Origin of the sequence: Pelistega europaea, assembly GCF_013133775.1 — a bacterium.
In the GTDB taxonomy this organism is placed as follows: Bacteria; Pseudomonadota; Gammaproteobacteria; order Burkholderiales; family Burkholderiaceae_B; genus Taylorella; species Taylorella europaea.
The window spans coordinates 23,371-43,694 of sequence record NZ_JABGBO010000009.1 but is presented as its reverse complement, the minus strand read 5'-3'; the positions used below and the strand labels follow the sequence as shown (position 1 = coordinate 43,694).

Here is a 20,324-nt window from a genome sequence, read left to right as displayed (position 1 = left end):
CTTTGATGTTGATAACAGTGAGTTGTTGTCAACCATTTATTCTTAAAGAGAATTCATCTTATGCTCGAATTTATGGCTCGTTTAGAAGCTCTTCGTGATGAAATTCGCCGTCACGATTATGCTTATTATGTTCAAGACGCTCCCACAATTACGGATAATGAGTATGACGGGTTAATGCGTCAGTTGCAGGCAATGGAGGCGGAGCATCCTGAGTTGATTACACCAGACTCTCCAACTCAGCGTGTAGGTGGAGCTCCTTTACGAGAGTTTGCTACGATTCAACATGCACAACCAATGTTGTCACTAGGTAATGTATTTAGTGAAGAAGAATTAAAAGCTTTTGATAAGCGTATTCGGGACGACTTAATGGGTGCAGAGTTATTGCAACCAGGGGAGCAGGTAGAATATGATTGTGAGCTAAAGTTTGATGGTTTGGCAATGAGTCTGCGTTATGAGAAAGGTGTGTTAACTCATGCTGCCACCCGAGGTGATGGTCAAATTGGTGAAGATGTCACAGCGAATGTACGTACTATCCCATCGGTACCTTTACGACTTAATGCACCTTATCCCGAGGTGCTGGAGGTACGTGGAGAGGTATTAATGAATAGAGAAGATTTCTTCGTCCTTAATGAGCGTCAATCTCGTAAAGGGGAAAAAACTTTTGTAAATCCTCGTAATGCAGCGGCAGGTAGTTTGCGGCAACTGGATCCTCGTATTACTGCTCAACGCCCTTTGCGTTTTTTTGCTTATGGTTGGGGGGAAATTCGATTTACAGAAGGGCAGTCTTTTGATATTGGGCAAACCCAGTCAGAGCGTTTGGCGTATTTCAGTCAAGCAGGTTTTGTGGTGGCAAAACAGCGCAAAGTTGTGCGTGGTGTAGCAGGACTTTATCAGTTCTTTAAAGATGTGTCGAGTTGGCGTGCAGAGTTGCCTTTTGATATTGATGGCGTGGTGTATAAGGTCAATAGCTTAACCCAACAACAAGCACTTGGTTTTGTATCGCGTGCCCCTCGTTTTGCAATAGCCCATAAATTCCCTGCAGAAGAAGCCCGTACAGTGATTACAGATATTGATATTCAGGTAGGGCGCACAGGGGCATTGACCCCAGTAGCACGGTTAAAGCCAGTGTTTGTGGGTGGGGTAACTATTACGAATGCAACGCTACATAACGAGGATGAAATTCGTCGTAAAGATGTATGGATTGGTGATACTGTTATTGTGCGCCGAGCTGGTGATGTGATTCCTGAGGTTGTCCGCGCTATTCCTGAATTGCGTCCTGCCAATGCACGACCTTTTGTGATGGTTGATCGTTGCCCTGTGTGTCATTCAACAGTGGAACGTTTGCCTGATGAAGCGGTAACGCGTTGTACTGGCGGATTGTTTTGTGAAGCACAACGCAAACAAAGCATTATGCATGCAGTGAGTCGTAAGGCGCTTAATGTGGATGGTTTGGGAGAAAAACTTGTTATCCAACTTGTTGATGTAGGCTTGGTGCATTCGATTGCAGATGTGTATAAATTGACAGTAGAAAAACTCATTGGATTAGACCGTATGGGGCGTAAATCGGCAGAGAATTTAGTATCTGCTATTAATGTGAGTAAGCAGACAACATTAGCACGCCTTATTTATTCACTTGGTATTCGTCATGTTGGAGAGGCAACCGCACGCGATTTAGCAGGACATTTTGGGACGCTTGATGCACTTTCTCAGGCAAGTATGGAAAATTTACTCGCTGTGAATGATGTTGGTCCAGTAGTCGCAGAATCTATTGTGCGCTTTTTTGCTGAAGCACATAACCAAGAAGTGATTCATGCCTTATTAGCTGCTGGTGTGGAGGTCGAAGAAAATGTCAAGACTGAGGCAAGTCAGAATGATGCAGTCAGTGGGAAGACATTTGTATTGACTGGGACCTTACCCAACTGGAAACGAGATGAGGCAGCTCAATATATTATGGCTGCAGGTGGTAAGGTTAGTGGTTCAGTATCCAAGAAGACAGATTATGTGGTGGCAGGGGCTGAGGCAGGTAGTAAACTAGATAAAGCGCAGTCATTGGGAGTTGCTGTTATTGATGAAGAGCAATTACGTGGCATGTTGGGGATGTAGCTCTCAGTTGCAATCTACTGAAAATGGTATTTGTGCTGTTTTGGGTATAAAAAATATATAATATCGCTATGTTTTAATCAAACGAGACTTCAGTGTATGGATACAAGTAACATCACCACCAGTGTCTTTGATGAGGCTTGGAAAGCCGATGTTTTTGGTGATTTGAGTGATAGTGACCAGCAATTCTTGGATAAGGTTATCACCTGGGTAGAGCCTTATTTGCAGGATAAGTTGTTATTTACCCAAGAGCCTGCCATTCATCATGTCAAAGGAACCCTTAAAGTTCTGTCGCTTCTAGAAATGGATGCTACTACTATGGCAGCGGCATTGATTTCTACCATTACATTGTTAATGAAAGACTCTGCTCTTGAGGATAGTCAGTTCAAGACAAAAGTGATGGATGCTTTTGGTGCAGAGATATTTGAGCTTGTAGAGGGAGCGCAGGCGTTGATTCGTATTGGTTACGTGACAGCACAGGCGACACAGGCAACAGAAGAACTAGAAAAAGTACAACAGGAAATCTTACGCAAGATGTTGTTAGCGATGGCGGCAGACTTGCGTATTGTATTGATTCGCCTGGCAGCCCGTTTGCAAACCTTGCGGTGGTATGCAGAGAGTAAATTACCATGTCCTCGCGAGATTGCTTTACAGACCAGCAATATCTATGCTCCATTAGCTAATCGTCTTGGTATTTGGCAGATTAAGTGGGAGATGGAGGATTTATCTTTACGTTTTCTTAAGCCTGATGTTTATCGTGAAATTGCTGTCAAGTTAGAGGCAACTCGTAAACAGCGTGAGGAGCTGGTCAATCAGTTTCTAATCAAGTTGCGTCAGGCACTCGAAGAACAACACATTAAGGCAGATACTGCAGGTCGAGCCAAACATATCTACAGTATTTACAATAAAATGCGTAATAAATCGCTCGCTTTTGAAGAGTTGTACGATTTATTAGCGATTCGTATTATTGTAAATACTGAGCGTGATTGCTATACCGCTTTATCGCTAGTGCATTCACATTGGGCTCCTGTGATGGAAGAGTTTGATGATTATATTGCACGCCCTAAGCCCAATGGGTATCGTTCTTTACATACCGTTGTGCGTGATGAGTCTGGACATGTTTTTGAAGTACAGATTCGTACTAAGCAGATGCATCAGTTTGCCGAGTATGGTATGGCAGCACACTGGCGATATAAGGAAGCTGGTTCAAAAGGGGGGACGGTTAGTGCTTCTAGTCTTTATGACAGACAGATTTCGTGGATGCGTCAGTTGTTATCTTGGCGCAAAGAGGTTGGTATTACTGAGCAAGCTGAGAAGAAGCAAACTGTCTCTGCTGTCGATCTAGAACGCAAAAAGACAGAGTTGAAGCAAGAAGAGCAAAAGCTGATACAAAGTAAGCCATCTCAAGGGAAGCCTGATCGCATCTATGTGATGACTCCACAGGCACGTCTCATTGAGTTGCCTGAGGGGAGTACTCCAGTGGATTTTGCCTATTCTTTGCATACTGACTTGGGACACCGCTGTCGAGGAGCTAAAGTAGATGGACAGTTAGTTGCTTTGAATACACCACTCAAGACAGGGCAGACAGTCGAAATTATTGCAGCGAAGTCGGGTGGACCTTCTCGGGATTGGTTAAATCCACAGTTAGGTTATTTGCATAGTCCTCGTGCCAAGGCAAAAGTCCGTTTATGGTTTAATGCGATTGAGTTGCAACTACGTATTAACAATGGTCAGGAGCTTGTTGAAAAAGAACTTCAACGCTTGGGTAAAACATCTGTTAATCTTGACCAATTAGCAACAAAACTAGGTTTTGCCCACTTAGATGATTTGTACGTCGCTGTGGCAAAAGATGAGTTTAGCCTGCGTCAGATTGCACAAGCATTTGTGGAGCCTGAACCTGAGACCGAGGAAAAGGCTCTTGTGCCACGGCAAAGTGCGGCAACAAGTGCAAGCGTAACAGGTAAAAGTGGTGTATTAGTAGCTGGTGTTGGCTCTCTTATGTCACAGCTTGCTCGTTGTTGTCACCCAGCACCTCCGGATAAGATTGTTGGTTTTGTAACCCGTGGTAGAGGGGTATCTATACACCGTGCAAATTGCCCATCGTTTAAAGTGCTTCAACAAAAAGAACCCGATCGTGTGATTGAGGTCGATTGGGGTGAGACAGAAGGTACTGTTTATCCCGTTAATATCATGATTACAGGAATGGATCGTAGCGGTTTACTGCGCGACATTTCTGAAGTTTTTGCAAAGTTAAAGCTGAATGTGGTGGGGGTGAATACCCAGACCAAAGAATCTAATGCTTATATGAACTTTACGGTTGAAATCGGTAGTGGAGAGCAGTTGAGCAAAGCCCTCAAGGTGTTGAGTGATGTGACAGGTGTCACCAGTGCTTATCGGGTGTAGCAAGTTAATTAACCTTATATAAAGGGGGTATCATGTTTTTAGACTATGATGCCCCTTTATCTTTTAAAAATAAGGTAAAATAGTCCTTTGTTTGTAAATCTAGGAGCTATCTTTGGTTACTGTTCAGCTACCTGATGAAAGAGGTCATTTTGGGCAATATGGGGGTCTTTTTGTTGCTGAGACATTAATGCACGCCATTACTCAGCTTAAAGATGCTTACATGCGTTATAAAGATGACCCTGAGTTTCTTGCCGAATTTCACTACGAGCTTAAGCATTTTGTTGGTCGCCCCAGCCCAATTTATCATGCAAAGCGATGGTCTCAGTCGCTTGGGGGAGCACAGATTTGGTTTAAGCGCGAGGATTTAAATCATACAGGTGCACATAAGATTAATAACTGTATCGGTCAGATGCTTCTAGCCAAGCGTATGGGTAAAAAACGTATCATTGCCGAGACTGGAGCTGGTATGCATGGTGTAGCGACAGCTACTGTGGCAGCTCGTTATGGTCTAGAATGTGTTGTTTATATGGGGGCAGAGGATGTGCGTCGTCAAGCGGCGAATGTGCATCGCATGAAGTTGCTTGGAGCCAAGGTAGTTCCTGTTGAGTCTGGCTCACGTACATTGAAAGATGCACTAAATGAAGCCATGCGGGATTGGGTTGCTAATGTGGACGACACTTTCTACATTATTGGTACTGTTGCAGGTCCTCATCCCTATCCGATGATGGTACGTGACTTTCAGAAAGTTATTGGTACAGAATGCATTGCTCAGATGGATGAGTTTGTCGGTCGCCAACCTGATTGTGTGGTGGCTTGTGTGGGCGGTGGATCCAATGCTATGGGTATTTTTTATCCCTATATCCCTTATGCTGACGTAAAATTATACGGTGTTGAAGCTGGTGGTGAGGGTATCACTACCTCTCGTCATGCTGCTTCGATTAATGCAGGTCAGGTTGGTGTATTACATGGCAACCGTACTTATGTGATGCAAGATGCAGACGGTCAGGTGCAAGAGACTCATTCTGTATCTGCGGGTTTAGATTATCCTGGAGTAGGTCCTGAGCATGCATGGTTAAATGATACTGGGCGTGCAAGCTATGTGACAATTAACGATGATGAGGCTTTACAGGCGTTCCAAGATTGCTGCCGTTTTGAGGGGATTATTCCAGCATTGGAGTCCTCTCATGCCCTAGCTTACGCAGCAAAGTTGGCACCTACATTAGCACAGGATAAAATTATTTTAGTTAGTGTCTCTGGTCGTGGTGATAAAGATATGCACACAGTGGCAGAGTGTCTGCATTTTGAGCTCTAAGGAATAGATATGGCAAGCGTTAGAATTCAACAAACTTTTGCAAAAGTAGCAAGTCGTGCCGCATTGATTCCTTATATTTGTGCTGGTGATCCTAATGCAGAAACTACATTAGCAGTGATGCATACCCTAGTGGCTAATGGGGCGGATATTATTGAATTAGGAATGCCTTTCTCTGACCCTATGGCAGATGGTCCTGTTATCCAGCATGCGAGTGAGCGTGCTTTAGCTGCAGGAATGACTTTGCATGGGGTGTTGGCAATCGTACGTGAATTTCGTCAGACAAACCAAGATACTCCTGTTGTATTGATGGGATATGCCAATCCTATTGAGGCAATGGGTCGAGAAGCATTTGCGCAAGCCGCTGCTGATTCGGGTGTGGATGGGGCCCTTATTGTGGATTATCCCCCTGAGGAATATGATGATTTTGGTGATATGCTAACTTCTCGTGGTATTGATCCTATCTTTTTATTGGCCCCGACATCAACAGAAGATCGTATGCAACAAGTTGCTCGTGTGGCGAGTGGCTATTTGTACTATGTGTCGTTACGTGGAGTGACAGGTGCCTCAGCCAGCCTAGATATTGACGATGTAAAGCGTCAGCTTGCTGTGATGAAAAAGTATATCCAGATTCCTATTTGTGTGGGGTTTGGTATTTCTGATGCACAGAGTGCTCAGCGTATTGGTGCAGTCGCTGAAGGTGTAGTGATTGGTAGTAAGCTAGTAGATACTATGCACAAGGCATTGGATGGTGAGGCTGCTCAAGGCATAGCTAATAAGGTGGTCAACGCCGCAGGCGAATGGATTAAAGGTATCGCTAAGGCGTTGAAATAATATAGTTTAACAGTGATGATTTGATGCACATTTGCTACTATGATGAAAGTGTTTATTTATTATCATCACTCTAATAGGTAGGCAAATACTTACTTGTTGGTAGGCATTTCCGTATAACAAAGGAACAATAATGAGCTGGTTAGATAAGGTTTTTCCTCCCAAAATTAAGCGTTCAGAAAACGCAGGTCGTCGTGTGCCAGAAGGGGTATGGGTTAAATGTCCTTCATGCGAAACCGCCCTTTATCATGATGACTTAATTAAAAATCTCAATGTATGTCCTAAGTGTGATCATCATTTGCGTATTAGTGCTCGCGAACGCATTAATATCCTATTAGATGCCGAGGATAGAGAGGAAATTGGGGCAAACGTTCGTTCTACAGACCCCTTAAAGTTTAAAGACTCTCGCAAATACCCTGACCGTATCAGTGAGGCGATGAAATCGACTGATGAGACAGATGCATTGGTTGTGATGCGTGGTACTATGTCCTCTGTCCCTGTGGTGTTGGCAGCCTTTGAGTTTAACTTTATGGGAGGCTCTATGGGTTCAGTCGTAGGTGAGCGTTTTGTGCGTGGTGTACAAGTTGCTATTGAACATCGCACGCCATTTATCTGCGTAGCAGCGTCGGGAGGGGCACGTATGCAAGAAAGCCTATTCTCTCTTATGCAGATGGCCAAGACCAATGCTATGTTGACACGTTTAGCAGAGAATGGTTTACCCTTTATTAGTGTACTTACTGATCCTACTATGGGTGGTGTATCAGCAAGTTTTGCCTTTATGGGAGACGTGGTGATAGCTGAACCCAAGGCATTAATTGGTTTTGCTGGCCCCCGTGTGATTGAGCAAACAGTACGCGAACAGCTTCCTGAAGGATTTCAACGTGCTGAGTTTCTGTTGGACAAAGGGGCCATTGATATGGTGGTCAGCCGTAAAGATATGAAGAATGAAATAGTGCGTGTGGTGACTTTACTTATGCGTCAAGCCTCTGAAGCGGTGGACAATTCTTAACTTATCACTATTCCGTAAGATAGTAGGGGGGGCGTGGTGCCCTCCTTTTTCTTTTTTGAGCATTTATTGTTTGCATATGCCCTTCTGTGAGATAGGGTTATTGATACTAAACCTCTGTTGGGGGCATAGTATTATTCTGCATGATGTAGACAGCCTCTTGGTTATCTTGAAAAATACAGCATAAAGCCCATATTCTAAATAATATAAAGTGGGTCTAACAAACACTATATTCTTTTTATAACAATGATGAATTTTATTTTTGAATGGTTTGAGAATCGGATTAATCCTTATCCAGAAGAGGAACCCATACCTCCTAAAAAAGGGGTGGTGCCGTTTATTATTTCAGGACTGTCTGGACTGAAAAAGTATTTACTTTTATTGATTGTATTTTCAGCTGTTATAGGGGCATTTGAAGCCTTGCTGTTTAAGTTTATGGGGTCTCTCGTGGATTGGATGGGACACTACAATGTTAGTCAGTTATGGGCTGAAAAATCCTCATCTATCATTACGATGGCGGTGCTTGTATTGCTGTTTCCTGCTGTTGTAGGACTTTCCAGTTGTATCCGATTTCAAAGTTTACAAGGTGTTTTCCCCATGCGGTTGCGATGGAATTACCACCGCTTGATGTTGGGGCAAAGTTTGGCCTTTTATCAAGATGAGTTTGCTGGACGGGTATCCGCTAAAGTGATGCAAACTGCATTAGCGGTACGTGATGTTGTCATGAGTATTGCCGATATGATGGTGTATGTGGCGGTTTATTTCTTGACAGTGGGCGTTATTTTGCTTCAATTTGACGGATGGTTGATTTTGCCTTTTTTAGTTTGGCTATTGATGTTTGTTGTGGCGTTGTTCTGGTTTATCCCCCGTTTAGCAAAGTCTTCTCGTATTCAAGCGGATGCTCGCAGTTTGATGACAGGTAGGGTAACAGATGCTTATGCAAATATTCAGACTGTCAAATTGTTTTCTTATGATAATCGAGAAATTAAGTATGCCAAAGATTCTATGCAAGAGTTTTTGGGAACAGTACACGGTCAGATGCGTTATGTGACGCTTTTGGAGGTGGCTAACCAGACCATGAATATGACCTTGCTGGCAGGTACAGCAGGTATTGGCTTATGGTTATGGATGAATGGTTCTGTGAGTGTTGGTGCTATCGCTGCAGCAACTGCTATGTCGTTACGGGTGCATGGTTTGTCTCACTGGATGATGTGGGAGTCAGCTCGACTTTTTGAGAATTTAGGTACTGTCCAAGATGGTATGAATACATTGAGTAAACCACGCAAGGTCCTTGATAAAGTGGGGGCCCCTAAACTTACCGTGTCACAAGGGGAGATTGTGTTCGACCATGTGAATTTCACCTATACCGATGGCAAGACGCTCTTACAGGATTTTAATTTAACCATCAGACCCGGAGAGAAAGTGGGGCTTGTTGGTCGTAGTGGGGCAGGAAAATCCACATTGATGAACCTTTTATTGCGATTTTACGATATTAATAGTGGGCAGATTCGTATTGATGGACAAAATATTGCAGATGTCCAACAGGAGAGCCTTCGTCGCCATATCGGTTTAGTGACACAAGACACCTCATTATTACACCGTTCAGTACGAGACAATATCAAATATGGGCGTGTAGATGCCTCAGATGCTGAAATGCAAGAAGCCGCATGTCGCGCTCAAGCCGCTGAGTTTATTCCTGCTTTACGGGATGCCAAGGGACGCACAGGATATGATGCTTATGTAGGTGAGCGGGGAGTAAAATTATCAGGAGGACAGCGTCAGCGTATTGCTATTGCACGGGTGATGTTGAAAAATGCTCCTATCTTAATTCTGGATGAGGCAACTAGTGCTTTAGATTCTGAAGTAGAACTTGCTATCCAAGATAGTTTAAGCGAGCTGATGGAAAATAAAACAGTCATTGCGATTGCACACCGTTTATCAACCATTGCGATGATGGATCGGTTGATTGTGATGGATAAAGGACAGATTGTTGAGCAAGGCACACATCAGGAACTTCTCGCTCGTAATGGGGTTTATGCAAAACTCTGGGCTCATCAGAGTGGAGGTTTTTTACAAACACATGCAGAGTAATCGCAATAGATGTTGAATATCAACATCTATTGCAGCCAAGTTTTTCCATGTACTGTCAGTAGAGGAGAGTGCATGGATTTTTTATGAATGAGAATAGTATTTTCTTTAGGAATGATGACGGCGAATAGATTCCACACATTCTTTGACTAATCGCGGTCCTTTGTAAACTAGACCTGTATAGAGTTGTACAGCATTAGCCCCTGCCTGTATTTTTTCTACCGCTTGTTTGCCAGACATAATACCGCCAACACCAATAATAGCAAAGTCTTTGCCTAATTCTTTACGTAACTTATGAATCACTTTTAATGACATCTCGTGTACCGGTGGGCCTGATAATCCCCCAGCTTCTTCGGCATGAGGCAATCCCTTTACATAGTCTCGAGAGAGAGTGGTATTGGTAGCAATGACACCATCCATCTTATGGGTGATGAGCAAATGGGCGATAGAACTAACTTGATCTTCATCCATATCAGGTGCAATTTTAATTGCAATAGGAACGTAGCGTTGATGCTCATCAGCCAGGGCTAAACGTTTTTCTTGAAGTTGACGAAGTAGCTGACTTAATTCATCTTCCCCTTGTAATGCACGAAGATTCTTTGTGTTGGGTGAAGAAATATTGATGGTAATGTAATCGGCGAAAGGATATACCCCAGCCAATCCAATGAGGTAGTCTTCACTGGCTTTTTCTATGGGAGTGGTGGCATTCTTGCCAAGATTCAAACCGAGTATACCGCCCTTTTGACGATAAGTACTTTGACGAACATTGTTAAGAAAGGTTTCTAAACCTTCATTGTTAAAACCCATCCGATTAATGAGACATTCTTTGCTAGGAATGCGGAACATGCGGGGTTGCGGATTACCAGGCTGAGCACGTGGAGTCACTGTACCCACTTCAATAAAACCAAAACCCATACTGGAGAGAGCATCAATATACTCGCCATTTTTGTCCAAACCAGCTGCTAGTCCTACAGGATTTTGCAGTGTTAGCCCCATTAATCGGGTGGGTAATGGTGCTATATGGTTGCTAATCAATGAACGCAAGAGAGGATTGTTGTAATGTGTTTTTAGTCTTTGAAGGGTGGTGTGATGTGCTTTTTCTGCGTCCATAGAAAAAAGAATGGGACGAGCAATTTTGTATGGGTTAAGCATAATGAGGACTGAGAGTGAATAAAACCAGCCCATATTTTAACATGGAAGTTTATTCTCCTCCTTTATGCTTATACAAGAGAATTCCTACTGTACCTAGTGATGTAACTGGTGTATGGTGGCTATCCTTTACCTACACCTAGTAGACGAGGAGAAAGGAACTAAAGTATATCTACTGGAGGCTTTTGACGCAAAGAAAAAGAAATGTTCACAAAGTGGGCTTATCTTTTGTCCATTGTCCTTGTTGGTAATATTCCAGCGGGTGGTATTTCAACTTATAATGCATTTTTTCGCTATTTTCCACCCAATAGCCTAGGTATAAATAGGGCAGATTCCATTGAGTACATAATTTGGCTAAATACATGACTGCATAGGTACCTAGGCTGCCAGGATATTCAGGATCATAGAATGTGTAGACAGCTGATAAGCCATTTTCTACACGATCAAATACACTAACCATACGTAATACCCCTTGTTCATCGCGGAAACAGACAAATTGAGTATTAATAAGGGATTGCACAATAAATTCCTCATAGACCTGTGGTGTTGTTTCTGGTGCGGCTTCTGCATGACGTAGACGTTGGTAACGCTCATATAACGCATAATGCTCCTGGTCAAAATAAGGCTGTTGGATAAGCTCTGCTGTTAGTGTTTGTGCATGCTTTTTAAATATGCGGCGCTGGGTGCGTGTGGGGACAAACTCAGGCACAATAAGTCGCACAGAAATACACATATGACAACGACTACAACGAGGTCGATAGACAGAAATACCACTGCGACGAAAACCGTCTTCAATTAATATTGAGTAAATAGGTGTTGTTATCCAATGTGACTGTACTACGACTTGCGAACGAGCTTGCCTATTGGGCAAATAACTGCATTCATAAGGGCTGCTGAGAAAAAGACCGAGTTGAATTGTATCGTGGGTCATGAGGGATAATTTGTATTGTATGTAGGCGAGGTTATTAGTCTAGGAAATGCTTTTTAAAGCATACGGACTTTCTCTTCATTATGCAAGTGCAGCTATCGGCGTAGTAGAATCTAAGATGTCAGGACACACAAATCCTTTTTGCCATTGAATGGGGGCTTGAGGGCAGACTAGTTGTAAGTGTTGCTCAAAGGACTGCCTTGGAATACAAGCTCCTCCCATACTAGTAAGATGAGGCGTTTCTTGTTGGCAATCCACCAGATAAACCCCTTGAAGAGCAAGATAATACATTAAAAAGACTAGAGTAATTTTGGATGCATCAGTTTGATGAGAAAACATAGATTCCCCATAAAACATTTTTCCTATGCTCACTCCATATAGCCCTCCAATTAATTGCTCATCTTCCCATAGCTCTACACTATGGGCATAGCCTTGGTTATGCAATTGCGTGTATGCTTGAATAAAATCTTCTGCAATCCATGTTCCCTCTTGGTGTTGTCGTTTGCCTGCACAAGCTCGCATTACGTCCGTGAAAGCAGTGTCTATACGGACTTGACGAGAACCTAAGGGGTTGCGTTGTATTTTACGTAGCTGCTTTTTTAGACTGTGAGAGATATGCAAGTGTTGAAATTGCAGAACCATACGGGCTGATGGTGTCCACCATAACAATGGCTCATTGGCTGAGCACCAGGGAAAAATTCCCCGTTGATAAGCAGCAAGCAAACGTTCTGTACTTAAATCTCCTCCCCATGCCAGCAAGCCATCAGGGTGTTTAAGCGCTTGTTCTGATGGAGGAAAGACTATGCTGGCAGATAGTTGGGGCAGGGTAATGCTCATTAGCGTACAAAGAGGTATAGAGTATACAGTTTAATTGTCATAAGAGAATATTAGCTGATTCCCTTAAAAAAGGGAAAGTTTTATTATGCCTTTGTGTGGATGCGTAGAAAAGGTATTTAATTGATTGAAGAGTAGTGTCACCAGTGATATTCGTGGAGAGGGAGGTATAAGTAAAGAGAGGGTAAAACAAGAAGACAAATTTTTAAAGAACTCAATTTTGTTGTTTTTATCATACAAAAAAGGGCAATTTATACATTTTTGAGTTAAAGGCATAGACAAAGTTTTTAATTATCTGTATAGTTATATTCTTCACACGACGCACTCGTGGTGAAATAGGTAGACACAAGAGACTTAAAATCTCTCGGACATTTAACGTCCGTGCCGGTTCGATTCCGGCCGAGTGCACCAGAGATTTTTGGTTCTTGAGTCGCGTGATGCGGGAGTTTGGCAGAGCGGTTGAATGCACCGGTCTTGAAAACCGGCGAGGGTTTGTAGCCCTTCGTGAGTTCGAATCTCACAGCTCCCGCCAACAAAGTGGTCTTAGTCGGGGCATAGCGCAGTCTGGTAGCGCATCTGGTTTGGGACCAGAGGGTCGTAAGTTCGAATCTTACTGTCCCGACCACTTCTCAAAACAACTGGCTTATAGGCCAGTTTTTTTATGCCTGGAAAATGCGCTGGTATGGCAAATTGGGATAGTAAGCATCCTAAATGCTGGTATTCACTCCATCAACTGCTCTGCCTGCAAGAGGCTTTCGCATTTCATTCTTCTCTAAATCCTGCTTTTAAATCCTGTTAGCATTTTCGTTGCCTGTTCATTTCAATAATATTTCCTATCTATTGCTTTGGCGATAGTTGATGATTGTGGATGAGGAGCAGGTTGCTTTTTCTTTTGTTTACCCTATAAATGATGTTCAGTATAATCAAATTTACTTAACCGTTGCTTAACTAAAACACTCTATATTCTCTTTTTTAAAAAAAGAGATTTATTTAAATCAATGAGTTATGATTTTTAAGGAGGCGAAATTTACTTAACGGTTTTAACTAAAACATATGTTTTTGATTTTTGGACAGTTTTTGAGTTATTTAAAAACAATAAAAATACCAATGGGAATTTTAAGGTTATCCGCCTATAGATTAGATGGTGCAAGGTATCAATGAATATATGGGGATGCTTTCTAATTGCGGAGAGAGATATGCAGTGGTCTGACGGTTCTTAAATAGGATGGTTCAATGGTGTTAGTGAGGAGTGAGGAATGGAAATAGAGTTTGGAAATAAAATGCTTACGTTAGATAATGCTGCTTTATTGTTAATTGATATTCAACAAGGATTTGATGTCCCTAACTATTGGGGGAAAGAGAGGAGTAATCCTTGTGCTGAAGCTAATGCGGCAAAATTACTGCAGTTGTGGCGTCGTCATCATTTGCCGATTTTTCATATTCAACATTGCTCATCAAACCCTCGGTCCTGTCTTTATCCTACACATCCAGGACATGCGTTTAAGCCAGAGGTTATGCCAATAAAGGGTGAGAGAATTATTCAAAAGACAGTTAATAGTGCATTTATAGGCACGCCATTAAAAACTTTATTGGACGAAAAGCAGATTAAGCAATTAGTCATTGTGGGGTTAACGACGGATCATTGTGTATCGACTACGACAAGAATGGCAGGAAATTATGGCTATGATGTTTTTTTAGTTGCTGATGCGACAGCGACTTTTAATAGAATGGGGGTTGATGGTCAAGAATTTCCTGCACAGCTTATGCACGAGACGGCATTGGCAAGTTTACATGGTGAGTTTGCTACTGTTGTTAATACAGCGAATATTGTAGATTGTTTTGTGTGAATGATGAAGGTATAGCCACACAAACTCACCAAGGTGAACCAATAAGCAGTATCTACTGCAGACATCCCCTTGCTTTAGCAAGGGGCAGAGGTCAGTGCTAGGGATTGCTTAATTATTAATGTCTAAAATGGTGGTAATGACTATTAATATAGCGTAGTATTTCTTTGCCTGAAATGGTGAGTACAATGGCTGATAAAATCATAAAAATACCCACAAAAATTCTAATAGTCATATGTTCATGGAAAACGAATACGCCGACTAGTAAGGCAGTGATAGGCTCCAAAGCACCAATAATAGAGGCGGTGGTTGATCCAATCATTTGAATAGATTGATTCATCAATACAAGGGAAAGTACTGTGGGGATTACAGCAAGTCCTATGACATTGATAAGTAGCGATGAAGAATAAGGCAACTGTAATTGGGTGCCAAAATCAAGGCGAACAAAAAATACAGTAGCACTACACAACAAACTATAAAAAGTTAACTTAATAATAGGAACATTGCGTAGAGGGGATTTTTCGACTGCCACGATATAGATGGCATAAGTCAAAGCTGAGATAAAGACAAGCCATACTCCAAATGGATTGAGTGTGGTGCCGTTTCCTCCTCTGTAGAGCATGGACACGCCCAAAATAACCAGAGTAATTGAAAACATGGTGATGAAATTCAGATGTTCTTTAAAGAATATCATCATAATCACCGCTACTAATAGAGGGTAGATAAATAAAATAGTGGAGGCAATTCCTGCTTCAATGAGTTGGTAGCTCATAAACAGAGAAAGGGAGGATATAGCAAACATACCCCCTACAAAAATAAAAGAAACAAACTCCGCTTTAGTAAGGGAGAATGGTATTTTTTGCACTTGCATGAGGACAGCAAGAATGGCGCAGGCAACACTAAAACGGCAAAATAGCACCGAGTCAGGATCTAAACCTAATTGATATAACGGTAAACCAAATAAAGGGTTTAAACCATAAAAACAAGAGCCTAAGCAACCAAAAATAAAACCCTTGGTAACTTGTTTAGAAAACATTTTTTACTGCATGGAAAATTGAATAGGGCGTATTATAGACCTTTTAATTTTGTTAGTGAATGCTTAATTTTATGACGAGTGTCAAATAGTTGCTTTTTCCCATCAAAAATATAGTTTGCTTGTTTTGGAGATGATGGATTAGTGACTTTTTGGGGAACAAAGTATTGTTCATATAAGGAAATTGAGTAGTGTAGACGGGAAAGGTGAGCTAGCCTGGTAAGAGGAGGATGAGTGGGTAACGCAGATAAAAAAGGGGGGGTACTAGAGGGGGATTTGATAAAACTTGGAGTAGATAGTGGGAGACTTGGTAGTAATTTAGTACAATGAGGAGATTACCCTTCCCAAGGTGAGAGTGCTATGACAGAGAAAGATGCATCGTTTTATTTTCCTGCTCCTGTCCATCAGAAGTATTGTACCCAGTGTGGATCTCCATTGACACAGATGTGTCCGCCTATGGATAACCGAGTGCGTGATTGTTGTACGCATTGTGGAGCAGTGCATTATCGTAACCCTCTGATTGTGGTGGGAACAGTGCCTGTTTATGAAGATAAGATTTTATTATGCAAAAGGGCGATAGAGCCAAGGTATGGGAAATGGACTTTACCTGCTGGTTTTATGGAGATGGGAGAGAGTACGGTTCAAGGCGCGCAGAGAGAAACCTCTGAAGAGGCTGGAGCTGTGATAGAGATGGGGTCGCTTTTTACGGTGATGGATGTTCCAGGCGTGAGTCAAGTGCATATATACTACTTGGCCAAGGTATTGAGCCCAGAATTTAATCCTGGAGAAGAGTCCTTGGAAGTGCGGCTTTTTGCCTTGGATGATATTCCTTGGTCTGAGATTTCTTTTACTACAGTAGAGTCAACTTTGCACTATTATCTAGACTGCAAGAAAAAAGGTGTGTTTGAGACTTCTCGATTTACATTAGATTGATTGTAAGTTATGTTGGATTAGGTGTAAGTTAGACCAGACCAATTATAGTGAATTGTGGAAATAACACTAGATTGAAGATTAATTGTAGTGGATTGGAAGTAGCACTAGATTGAAAAGTCAAGGTAAAATATTTCTCAACTTTTGTTAGAAAGAGTTGGATATGTGCTGATATAGAAGCATTAGATGGGGAGGTGAATGGTGGCTCTTCCCCGACTCGAACGGGGGACCTGCGGATTATGATTCCGTCGCTCTAACCGACTGAGCTAAAGAGCCACTATTCTGGGGTGACTGATGGGGCTCGAACCCACGACAACCGGAATCACAATCCGGGACTCTACCAACTGAGCTACAGTCACCACAAGAGATGTAAACTATAGCATTACCCACAACATTCAAGCAAGAAAAATTTGATTTTTTGTTGTTAAAACGCAACTTGTTAAAAGGGAAATCTTTTTAAGCAGGGTAACTAGAGATGGATTGTGTATAGGGTGGTGATTGCCATCTAATATGCACAAAACATCGAATACGTTTATCACATGAAAAATAGTTAGCGAATGGCTTGCAGTAATGTCTAGGTTTGCTTGATGTGCCACTATTGTCAATCCATACGCTTGGGCTTAATTGGACCTGATACACTCTTGAGGGTTCTAACCCACATTTTTGTGCGTCTGCAAGTGTTTTTATGAAATGTGTTAAAAACGCTAAATACTAAAAAACCCTGTAAAATCAAATGTCTTACAGGGTTTAAATATCTTCATACAATGTATAGAACATTGGGTTGGCGCCCCCAGCGAGAATCGAACTCACAACCTACCGCTTAGAAGGCGGTTGCTCTATCCAGTTGAGCTATGGGGACGTTAAGCGAAAAATTATACCTGATTTTTTAAGATATGTCTTAAAGGAAGACTTTTGGTAAAATAGTTTAGGTGGTGCTTGCGATGTTTGGGGTAATGTTTTAGCGATGGTTTTACGGCGATGGGGGTTTACGACTTATGAGTATGTTATTTGAAATACATCCAGATAATCCGCAACAACGATTGATTTATCAGGCAGCATTGTTGATTAGAGATGGAGAGTTGGTTGCGGTGCCTACTGATTCTGGGTATGCGGTGGTGGCACGTCTAGATGATGTGGATGCAGCTAAAAATTTGCGACGTATTCGTGGGCTTGATGAGCGACATTTGTTGACGTTGCTCTGCCGTGATTTGTCGGAAATTGCCCATTTTGCCAAGGTGGATAATCAGCAATATCGTTTACTTAAATTGGCGACGCCTGGTCCATGGACTTTTATTCTTGAAGCGACCAAGGAAGTGCCTCGTCGAGTGTCCCATCCATCGCGTAAAACTATAGGTATTCGTATTCCTAATCATAAAGTATTGTTGGCGTTGATTGAAGAAGTCGGTGAGCCTTTGTTATCTACCACCTTTATTCCTGAAGGGGGAGAGGAGGTTTTTACTCATTATGAAGACTTTATTGATGACTATAAGGGACAACTGGGAGGAGTGATTGCAGCAGAGTCCGTGCCTGTCAATCCTACGACTGTGATTGATTTGTCAGGTAAAACGCCTGAAGTAGTGCGTCTAGGAGCTGGTGATCCAGCACAGCTCGGGCTGGCGGCTTAAGGGGTATTGGGGGTTTTATACAATTTAGTATTCTCAAGTAACAATAATTTCTATTTTTAAAGTGCTTTACACGTTATTCCACTCATTTTTCCATTAAACTAATATGCTATCGGTTTTTATATTTTTTAGGGTGACAACTTATGGCAGTCAATGAGTTTCAATATCCTCAGTTTACAGGTAGCATTCCTGCATTAATTACGCCAATGCTTCCCGACGGAGCAATTGACTATGATGCTTACAAGAAATTAATCGATTGGCATGTGCAAGAGGGTTCAGATGCTCTTGTCGTAGTAGGGACTTCTGGTGAATCTCCAACAGTTGACTTTGAAGAGCACACTCGTTTGATTCATACAGCGGTAGAACATGCGGCTGGTAGAATTCCGGTTATCGCGGGGGTAGGAGCTAACTCTACTAAAGAGGCAATTTTTCTTGCACAACAAGCTGAGAAAGCAGGGGCTCAAGCAGGTTTGTCGGTAGTTCCTTACTACAACAAACCTACACAGGAGGGTATGTATCAGCATTTTAAAGCGATTGCTGAAAATACAAGTCTACCTACTATTTTGTATAATGTTCCAGGTCGTACCGTGGCTAATATGTCCAATGACACAATTTTGCGACTTGCTCAGGTTCCCGGTATTATGGGAATCAAGGATGCGACTGGAGATATTAGTCGTTTGGGAGAGCTTTTGCGTGATAAGCCAGCCCATTTCCAAGTGTATTCTGGTGATGACCCTACCGCAGCAGCGTTAATTATGCTTGGTGGACAAGCTAATATTTCTGTGACTGCTAATGTAGCTCCTCGTCTAGTTCACGAATTATGCGTGGCAGCTGCTCAGGGAGATTTGCCCCGTGTACGTGAATTAAATGGTAAATTAGCGACTTTGAACCGCGTACTTTTCATTGAGGCTAATCCAATCCCTGTTAAATATGCAGTTGCTAGCATGGGATTGTCACAATTAGGTTATCGTTTGCCTTTGTGTCCAATGTCTGAGACTAACAAAGCTGTTGTTAGTGCCGCATTGAAACAAGTGGGTTTAATTTAAATTAAAAGGATTTTTGACAATGCGTATCAACACAACTCATCGTATTGCCGTAACTGCGTTATTAGCACTTTCTGTGACAGCATGCAGCACTGTAGATGACTTAATGAATTCTGAACAAGTGGACTACAAGAGCACTGTACGTGGTAATCCACTGACACTACCTCCAGACTTGGCAAGTACGCAGCTCAGTCCTCAGTACTCTACTTATGCTGGTTCTGCATCAGCTGTGGCTTATAACAAGGCCGTTGATAAGGCAGCTAAAGAAAGGGCCGCAACAGGTGGCGTGTTGCCTGTAGGTGACGGTATGCAAGTAATGCGTTCTGGTGATAGGCGTTGGTTGCAAGTCGATCGTGATGCTTCTAAAGTATACAAAGATGTACTTGGCTTCTGGGCGAGTGAGGGTTTTACTATCAATCGTGAAAATCCTCAATCAGGCCTTATTGAAACAGATTGGGCAGAAAACCGAGCCAAGATTCCTGGTGACTTCTTACGTCGTACACTAGGCAGTATTATTGATATGGTAGCTGATAGTGGTGAGCGAGACCGGTTTACTACTCGTCTTGAGCGAGTAAATGGCAAGACAGAAGTGTACATTCGTCATGAGCGTTTAGTAGAAACACAAATGGACAAAGATGGTACGACTTTCAAGTGGTTGCCTGCTCCAGAGGATCAAGAGCTCAATGCAGTGATGTTGTCTCGCCTGATGGCCTATATGGGTATGCCTAAAGAGCAAGCCCAAGAGGCGGTGAAATCAGCACATGCAGAAGCAGCAGCACAGACTAAGGCAAGTTTTATCAATGGTCAAGCAGCTTTGGCTGTCGTTGGTTCGCGTGAGGATGTCTATCGTGATGTAGGCTATGCTTTATCAGGGGCGGGTTTTACAATGGATAGCTCTGATAGTGCAGCAGGTAATTATGTTGTGCGTTATCTTGATACAGATACAGGTGAGAAACGTAAAGAAAGCAATATTTTCTCTCGCTTGTTTGGTGATAATGGCAACATTACCCCAGTACCTTATACAATTAATGTAGCAAGTGGTGGTGGTCAATCCGTCGTTACTGTTCGTGATAGCAATGGCAATGTAGACAATTCTGAGACAGCATTGCGTATTTTAAGTGTGATTCGCGAGCGTTTATAAAATTAAATGGGGTCAGGCAGTATGCCTGACTTATTGGCTTTCAAGGCGTAGCAGGAGTATTTT

Annotated in this window: 15 protein-coding genes and 6 tRNA genes; 14 read left to right on the top strand and 7 right to left on the bottom strand. The window is 42.4% G+C overall.

Annotated features, from left to right (window positions below; translation table 11 throughout):
- The first annotated feature begins 60 nt into the window (after positions 1-60).
- The 6 genes from ligA to HKX40_RS08575 all read left to right on the top strand — a co-directional run bounded on the left by ligA (position 61) and on the right by HKX40_RS08575 (position 9,740).
- Positions 61-2,103 (top strand): NAD-dependent DNA ligase LigA, encoded by a 2,043-nt coding sequence (ligA, locus tag HKX40_RS08600; RefSeq protein WP_171589164.1) that lies wholly within the window; start codon positions 61-63, stop codon positions 2,101-2,103.
- A gap of 96 nt (positions 2,104-2,199) precedes the next feature.
- Positions 2,200-4,503, top strand: a complete 2,304-nt coding sequence (locus tag HKX40_RS08595) for a RelA/SpoT family protein (RefSeq protein WP_171589163.1) — start codon at positions 2,200-2,202, stop codon at positions 4,501-4,503.
- A gap of 112 nt (positions 4,504-4,615) precedes the next feature.
- Positions 4,616-5,815, top strand: coding sequence for a tryptophan synthase subunit beta (gene trpB, locus HKX40_RS08590; protein ID WP_171589162.1), 1,200 nt, complete (start codon positions 4,616-4,618; stop codon positions 5,813-5,815).
- 9 nt (positions 5,816-5,824) lie between these two features.
- Complete coding sequence (gene trpA, locus HKX40_RS08585) at positions 5,825-6,646, top strand: tryptophan synthase subunit alpha (protein ID WP_171589161.1); 822 nt, start codon at positions 5,825-5,827, stop codon at positions 6,644-6,646.
- Positions 6,647-6,776: 130 nt separating this feature from the next.
- Positions 6,777-7,652 (top strand): acetyl-CoA carboxylase, carboxyltransferase subunit beta, encoded by an 876-nt coding sequence (gene accD / locus HKX40_RS08580; RefSeq protein WP_171589160.1) that lies wholly within the window; start codon positions 6,777-6,779, stop codon positions 7,650-7,652.
- 246 nt (positions 7,653-7,898) lie between these two features.
- Entirely contained in the window at positions 7,899-9,740 is a 1,842-nt protein-coding gene (locus HKX40_RS08575; RefSeq protein ID WP_216605215.1) for an ABC transporter ATP-binding protein, read from the top strand.
- Positions 9,741-9,845: 105 nt separating this feature from the next.
- Here HKX40_RS08575 and HKX40_RS08570 read toward each other — a convergent pair whose 3' ends face one another.
- The 3 genes from HKX40_RS08570 to aat all read right to left on the bottom strand — a co-directional run bounded on the left by HKX40_RS08570 (position 9,846) and on the right by aat (position 12,651).
- Positions 9,846-10,889, bottom strand: coding sequence for a quinone-dependent dihydroorotate dehydrogenase (locus tag HKX40_RS08570; RefSeq protein WP_246233653.1), 1,044 nt, complete (start codon positions 10,887-10,889; stop codon positions 9,846-9,848).
- Positions 10,890-11,094: 205 nt separating this feature from the next.
- On the bottom strand, positions 11,095-11,817 hold the full coding sequence (locus tag HKX40_RS08565; RefSeq protein ID WP_171589157.1) for an arginyltransferase: 723 nt from the start codon (positions 11,815-11,817) through the stop codon (positions 11,095-11,097).
- 78 nt (positions 11,818-11,895) lie between these two features.
- Positions 11,896-12,651, bottom strand: a complete 756-nt coding sequence (gene aat / locus HKX40_RS08560) for a leucyl/phenylalanyl-tRNA--protein transferase (protein ID WP_171589156.1) — start codon at positions 12,649-12,651, stop codon at positions 11,896-11,898.
- A 318-nt stretch (positions 12,652-12,969) separates the two neighbouring features.
- On the opposite strand from aat, the gene HKX40_RS08555 reads away from it, so the two are divergent.
- From HKX40_RS08555 to HKX40_RS08540, 4 genes are all read left to right on the top strand, one after another.
- Positions 12,970-13,059, top strand: a tRNA-Leu gene (locus HKX40_RS08555).
- Between the two features lie 30 nt (positions 13,060-13,089).
- A tRNA-Ser gene (locus HKX40_RS08550) sits at positions 13,090-13,180 on the top strand.
- Between the two features lie 16 nt (positions 13,181-13,196).
- A tRNA-Pro gene (locus HKX40_RS08545) sits at positions 13,197-13,273 on the top strand.
- Positions 13,274-13,904: 631 nt separating this feature from the next.
- Entirely contained in the window at positions 13,905-14,495 is a 591-nt protein-coding gene (locus HKX40_RS08540; protein WP_246233651.1) for a cysteine hydrolase family protein, read from the top strand.
- A gap of 115 nt (positions 14,496-14,610) precedes the next feature.
- Here HKX40_RS08540 and HKX40_RS08535 read toward each other — a convergent pair whose 3' ends face one another.
- A complete protein-coding gene (locus HKX40_RS08535; RefSeq protein WP_171589155.1) occupies positions 14,611-15,528 on the bottom strand; it encodes an EamA family transporter in 918 nt (305 codons plus the stop codon).
- Positions 15,529-15,885: 357 nt separating this feature from the next.
- On the opposite strand from HKX40_RS08535, the gene HKX40_RS08530 reads away from it, so the two are divergent.
- A complete protein-coding gene (locus HKX40_RS08530; RefSeq protein ID WP_171589154.1) occupies positions 15,886-16,458 on the top strand; it encodes an NUDIX hydrolase in 573 nt (190 codons plus the stop codon).
- 196 nt (positions 16,459-16,654) lie between these two features.
- On the opposite strand, the gene HKX40_RS08525 is transcribed toward HKX40_RS08530, so the two are convergent.
- The 3 genes from HKX40_RS08525 to HKX40_RS08515 all read right to left on the bottom strand — a co-directional run bounded on the left by HKX40_RS08525 (position 16,655) and on the right by HKX40_RS08515 (position 17,314).
- Positions 16,655-16,731, bottom strand: a tRNA-Met gene (locus tag HKX40_RS08525).
- Between the two features lie 7 nt (positions 16,732-16,738).
- Positions 16,739-16,814, bottom strand: a tRNA-His gene (locus HKX40_RS08520).
- A 423-nt stretch (positions 16,815-17,237) separates the two neighbouring features.
- A tRNA-Arg gene (locus tag HKX40_RS08515) sits at positions 17,238-17,314 on the bottom strand.
- A 136-nt stretch (positions 17,315-17,450) separates the two neighbouring features.
- Here HKX40_RS08515 and HKX40_RS08510 point away from each other — a divergent pair.
- The 3 genes from HKX40_RS08510 to bamC all read left to right on the top strand — a co-directional run bounded on the left by HKX40_RS08510 (position 17,451) and on the right by bamC (position 20,261).
- A complete protein-coding gene (locus HKX40_RS08510) occupies positions 17,451-18,080 on the top strand; it encodes an L-threonylcarbamoyladenylate synthase (protein ID WP_171589153.1) in 630 nt (209 codons plus the stop codon).
- A 140-nt stretch (positions 18,081-18,220) separates the two neighbouring features.
- Positions 18,221-19,123 carry a 4-hydroxy-tetrahydrodipicolinate synthase gene (dapA, locus tag HKX40_RS08505; RefSeq protein WP_171589152.1) on the top strand — a complete coding sequence of 301 codons (903 nt, stop codon included), beginning with the start codon at positions 18,221-18,223 and terminating at the stop codon, positions 19,121-19,123.
- Positions 19,124-19,142: 19 nt separating this feature from the next.
- Positions 19,143-20,261, top strand: coding sequence for an outer membrane protein assembly factor BamC (bamC, locus tag HKX40_RS08500; RefSeq protein WP_171589151.1), 1,119 nt, complete (start codon positions 19,143-19,145; stop codon positions 20,259-20,261).
- Positions 20,262-20,324 lie beyond the last annotated feature (63 nt).

Excerpts from the sequence above, each read along its gene's own strand:
- dapA (WP_171589152.1), top strand. The coding sequence starts at position 18,221 with ATGGCAGTCAATGAGTTTCAATATCCTCAGTTTACAGGTAGCATTCCT.
- HKX40_RS08575 (WP_216605215.1), top strand. The coding sequence starts at position 7,899 with ATGAATTTTATTTTTGAATGGTTTGAGAATCGGATTAATCCTTATCCA.
- HKX40_RS08510 (WP_171589153.1), top strand. The coding sequence starts at position 17,451 with ATGAGTATGTTATTTGAAATACATCCAGATAATCCGCAACAACGATTG.
- HKX40_RS08595 (WP_171589163.1), top strand. The coding sequence starts at position 2,200 with ATGGATACAAGTAACATCACCACCAGTGTCTTTGATGAGGCTTGGAAA.
- HKX40_RS08570 (WP_246233653.1), bottom strand. The coding sequence starts at position 10,889 with ATGCTTAACCCATACAAAATTGCTCGTCCCATTCTTTTTTCTATGGAC.
- HKX40_RS08565 (WP_171589157.1), bottom strand. The coding sequence starts at position 11,817 with ATGACCCACGATACAATTCAACTCGGTCTTTTTCTCAGCAGCCCTTAT.
- ligA (WP_171589164.1), top strand. The coding sequence starts at position 61 with ATGCTCGAATTTATGGCTCGTTTAGAAGCTCTTCGTGATGAAATTCGC.
- accD (WP_171589160.1), top strand. The coding sequence starts at position 6,777 with ATGAGCTGGTTAGATAAGGTTTTTCCTCCCAAAATTAAGCGTTCAGAA.
- HKX40_RS08535 (WP_171589155.1), bottom strand. The coding sequence starts at position 15,528 with ATGTTTTCTAAACAAGTTACCAAGGGTTTTATTTTTGGTTGCTTAGGC.
- bamC (WP_171589151.1), top strand. The coding sequence starts at position 19,143 with ATGCGTATCAACACAACTCATCGTATTGCCGTAACTGCGTTATTAGCA.
- trpA (WP_171589161.1), top strand. The coding sequence starts at position 5,825 with ATGGCAAGCGTTAGAATTCAACAAACTTTTGCAAAAGTAGCAAGTCGT.
- HKX40_RS08540 (WP_246233651.1), top strand. The coding sequence starts at position 13,905 with ATGGAAATAGAGTTTGGAAATAAAATGCTTACGTTAGATAATGCTGCT.
- aat (WP_171589156.1), bottom strand. The coding sequence starts at position 12,651 with ATGAGCATTACCCTGCCCCAACTATCTGCCAGCATAGTCTTTCCTCCA.
- HKX40_RS08530 (WP_171589154.1), top strand. The coding sequence starts at position 15,886 with ATGACAGAGAAAGATGCATCGTTTTATTTTCCTGCTCCTGTCCATCAG.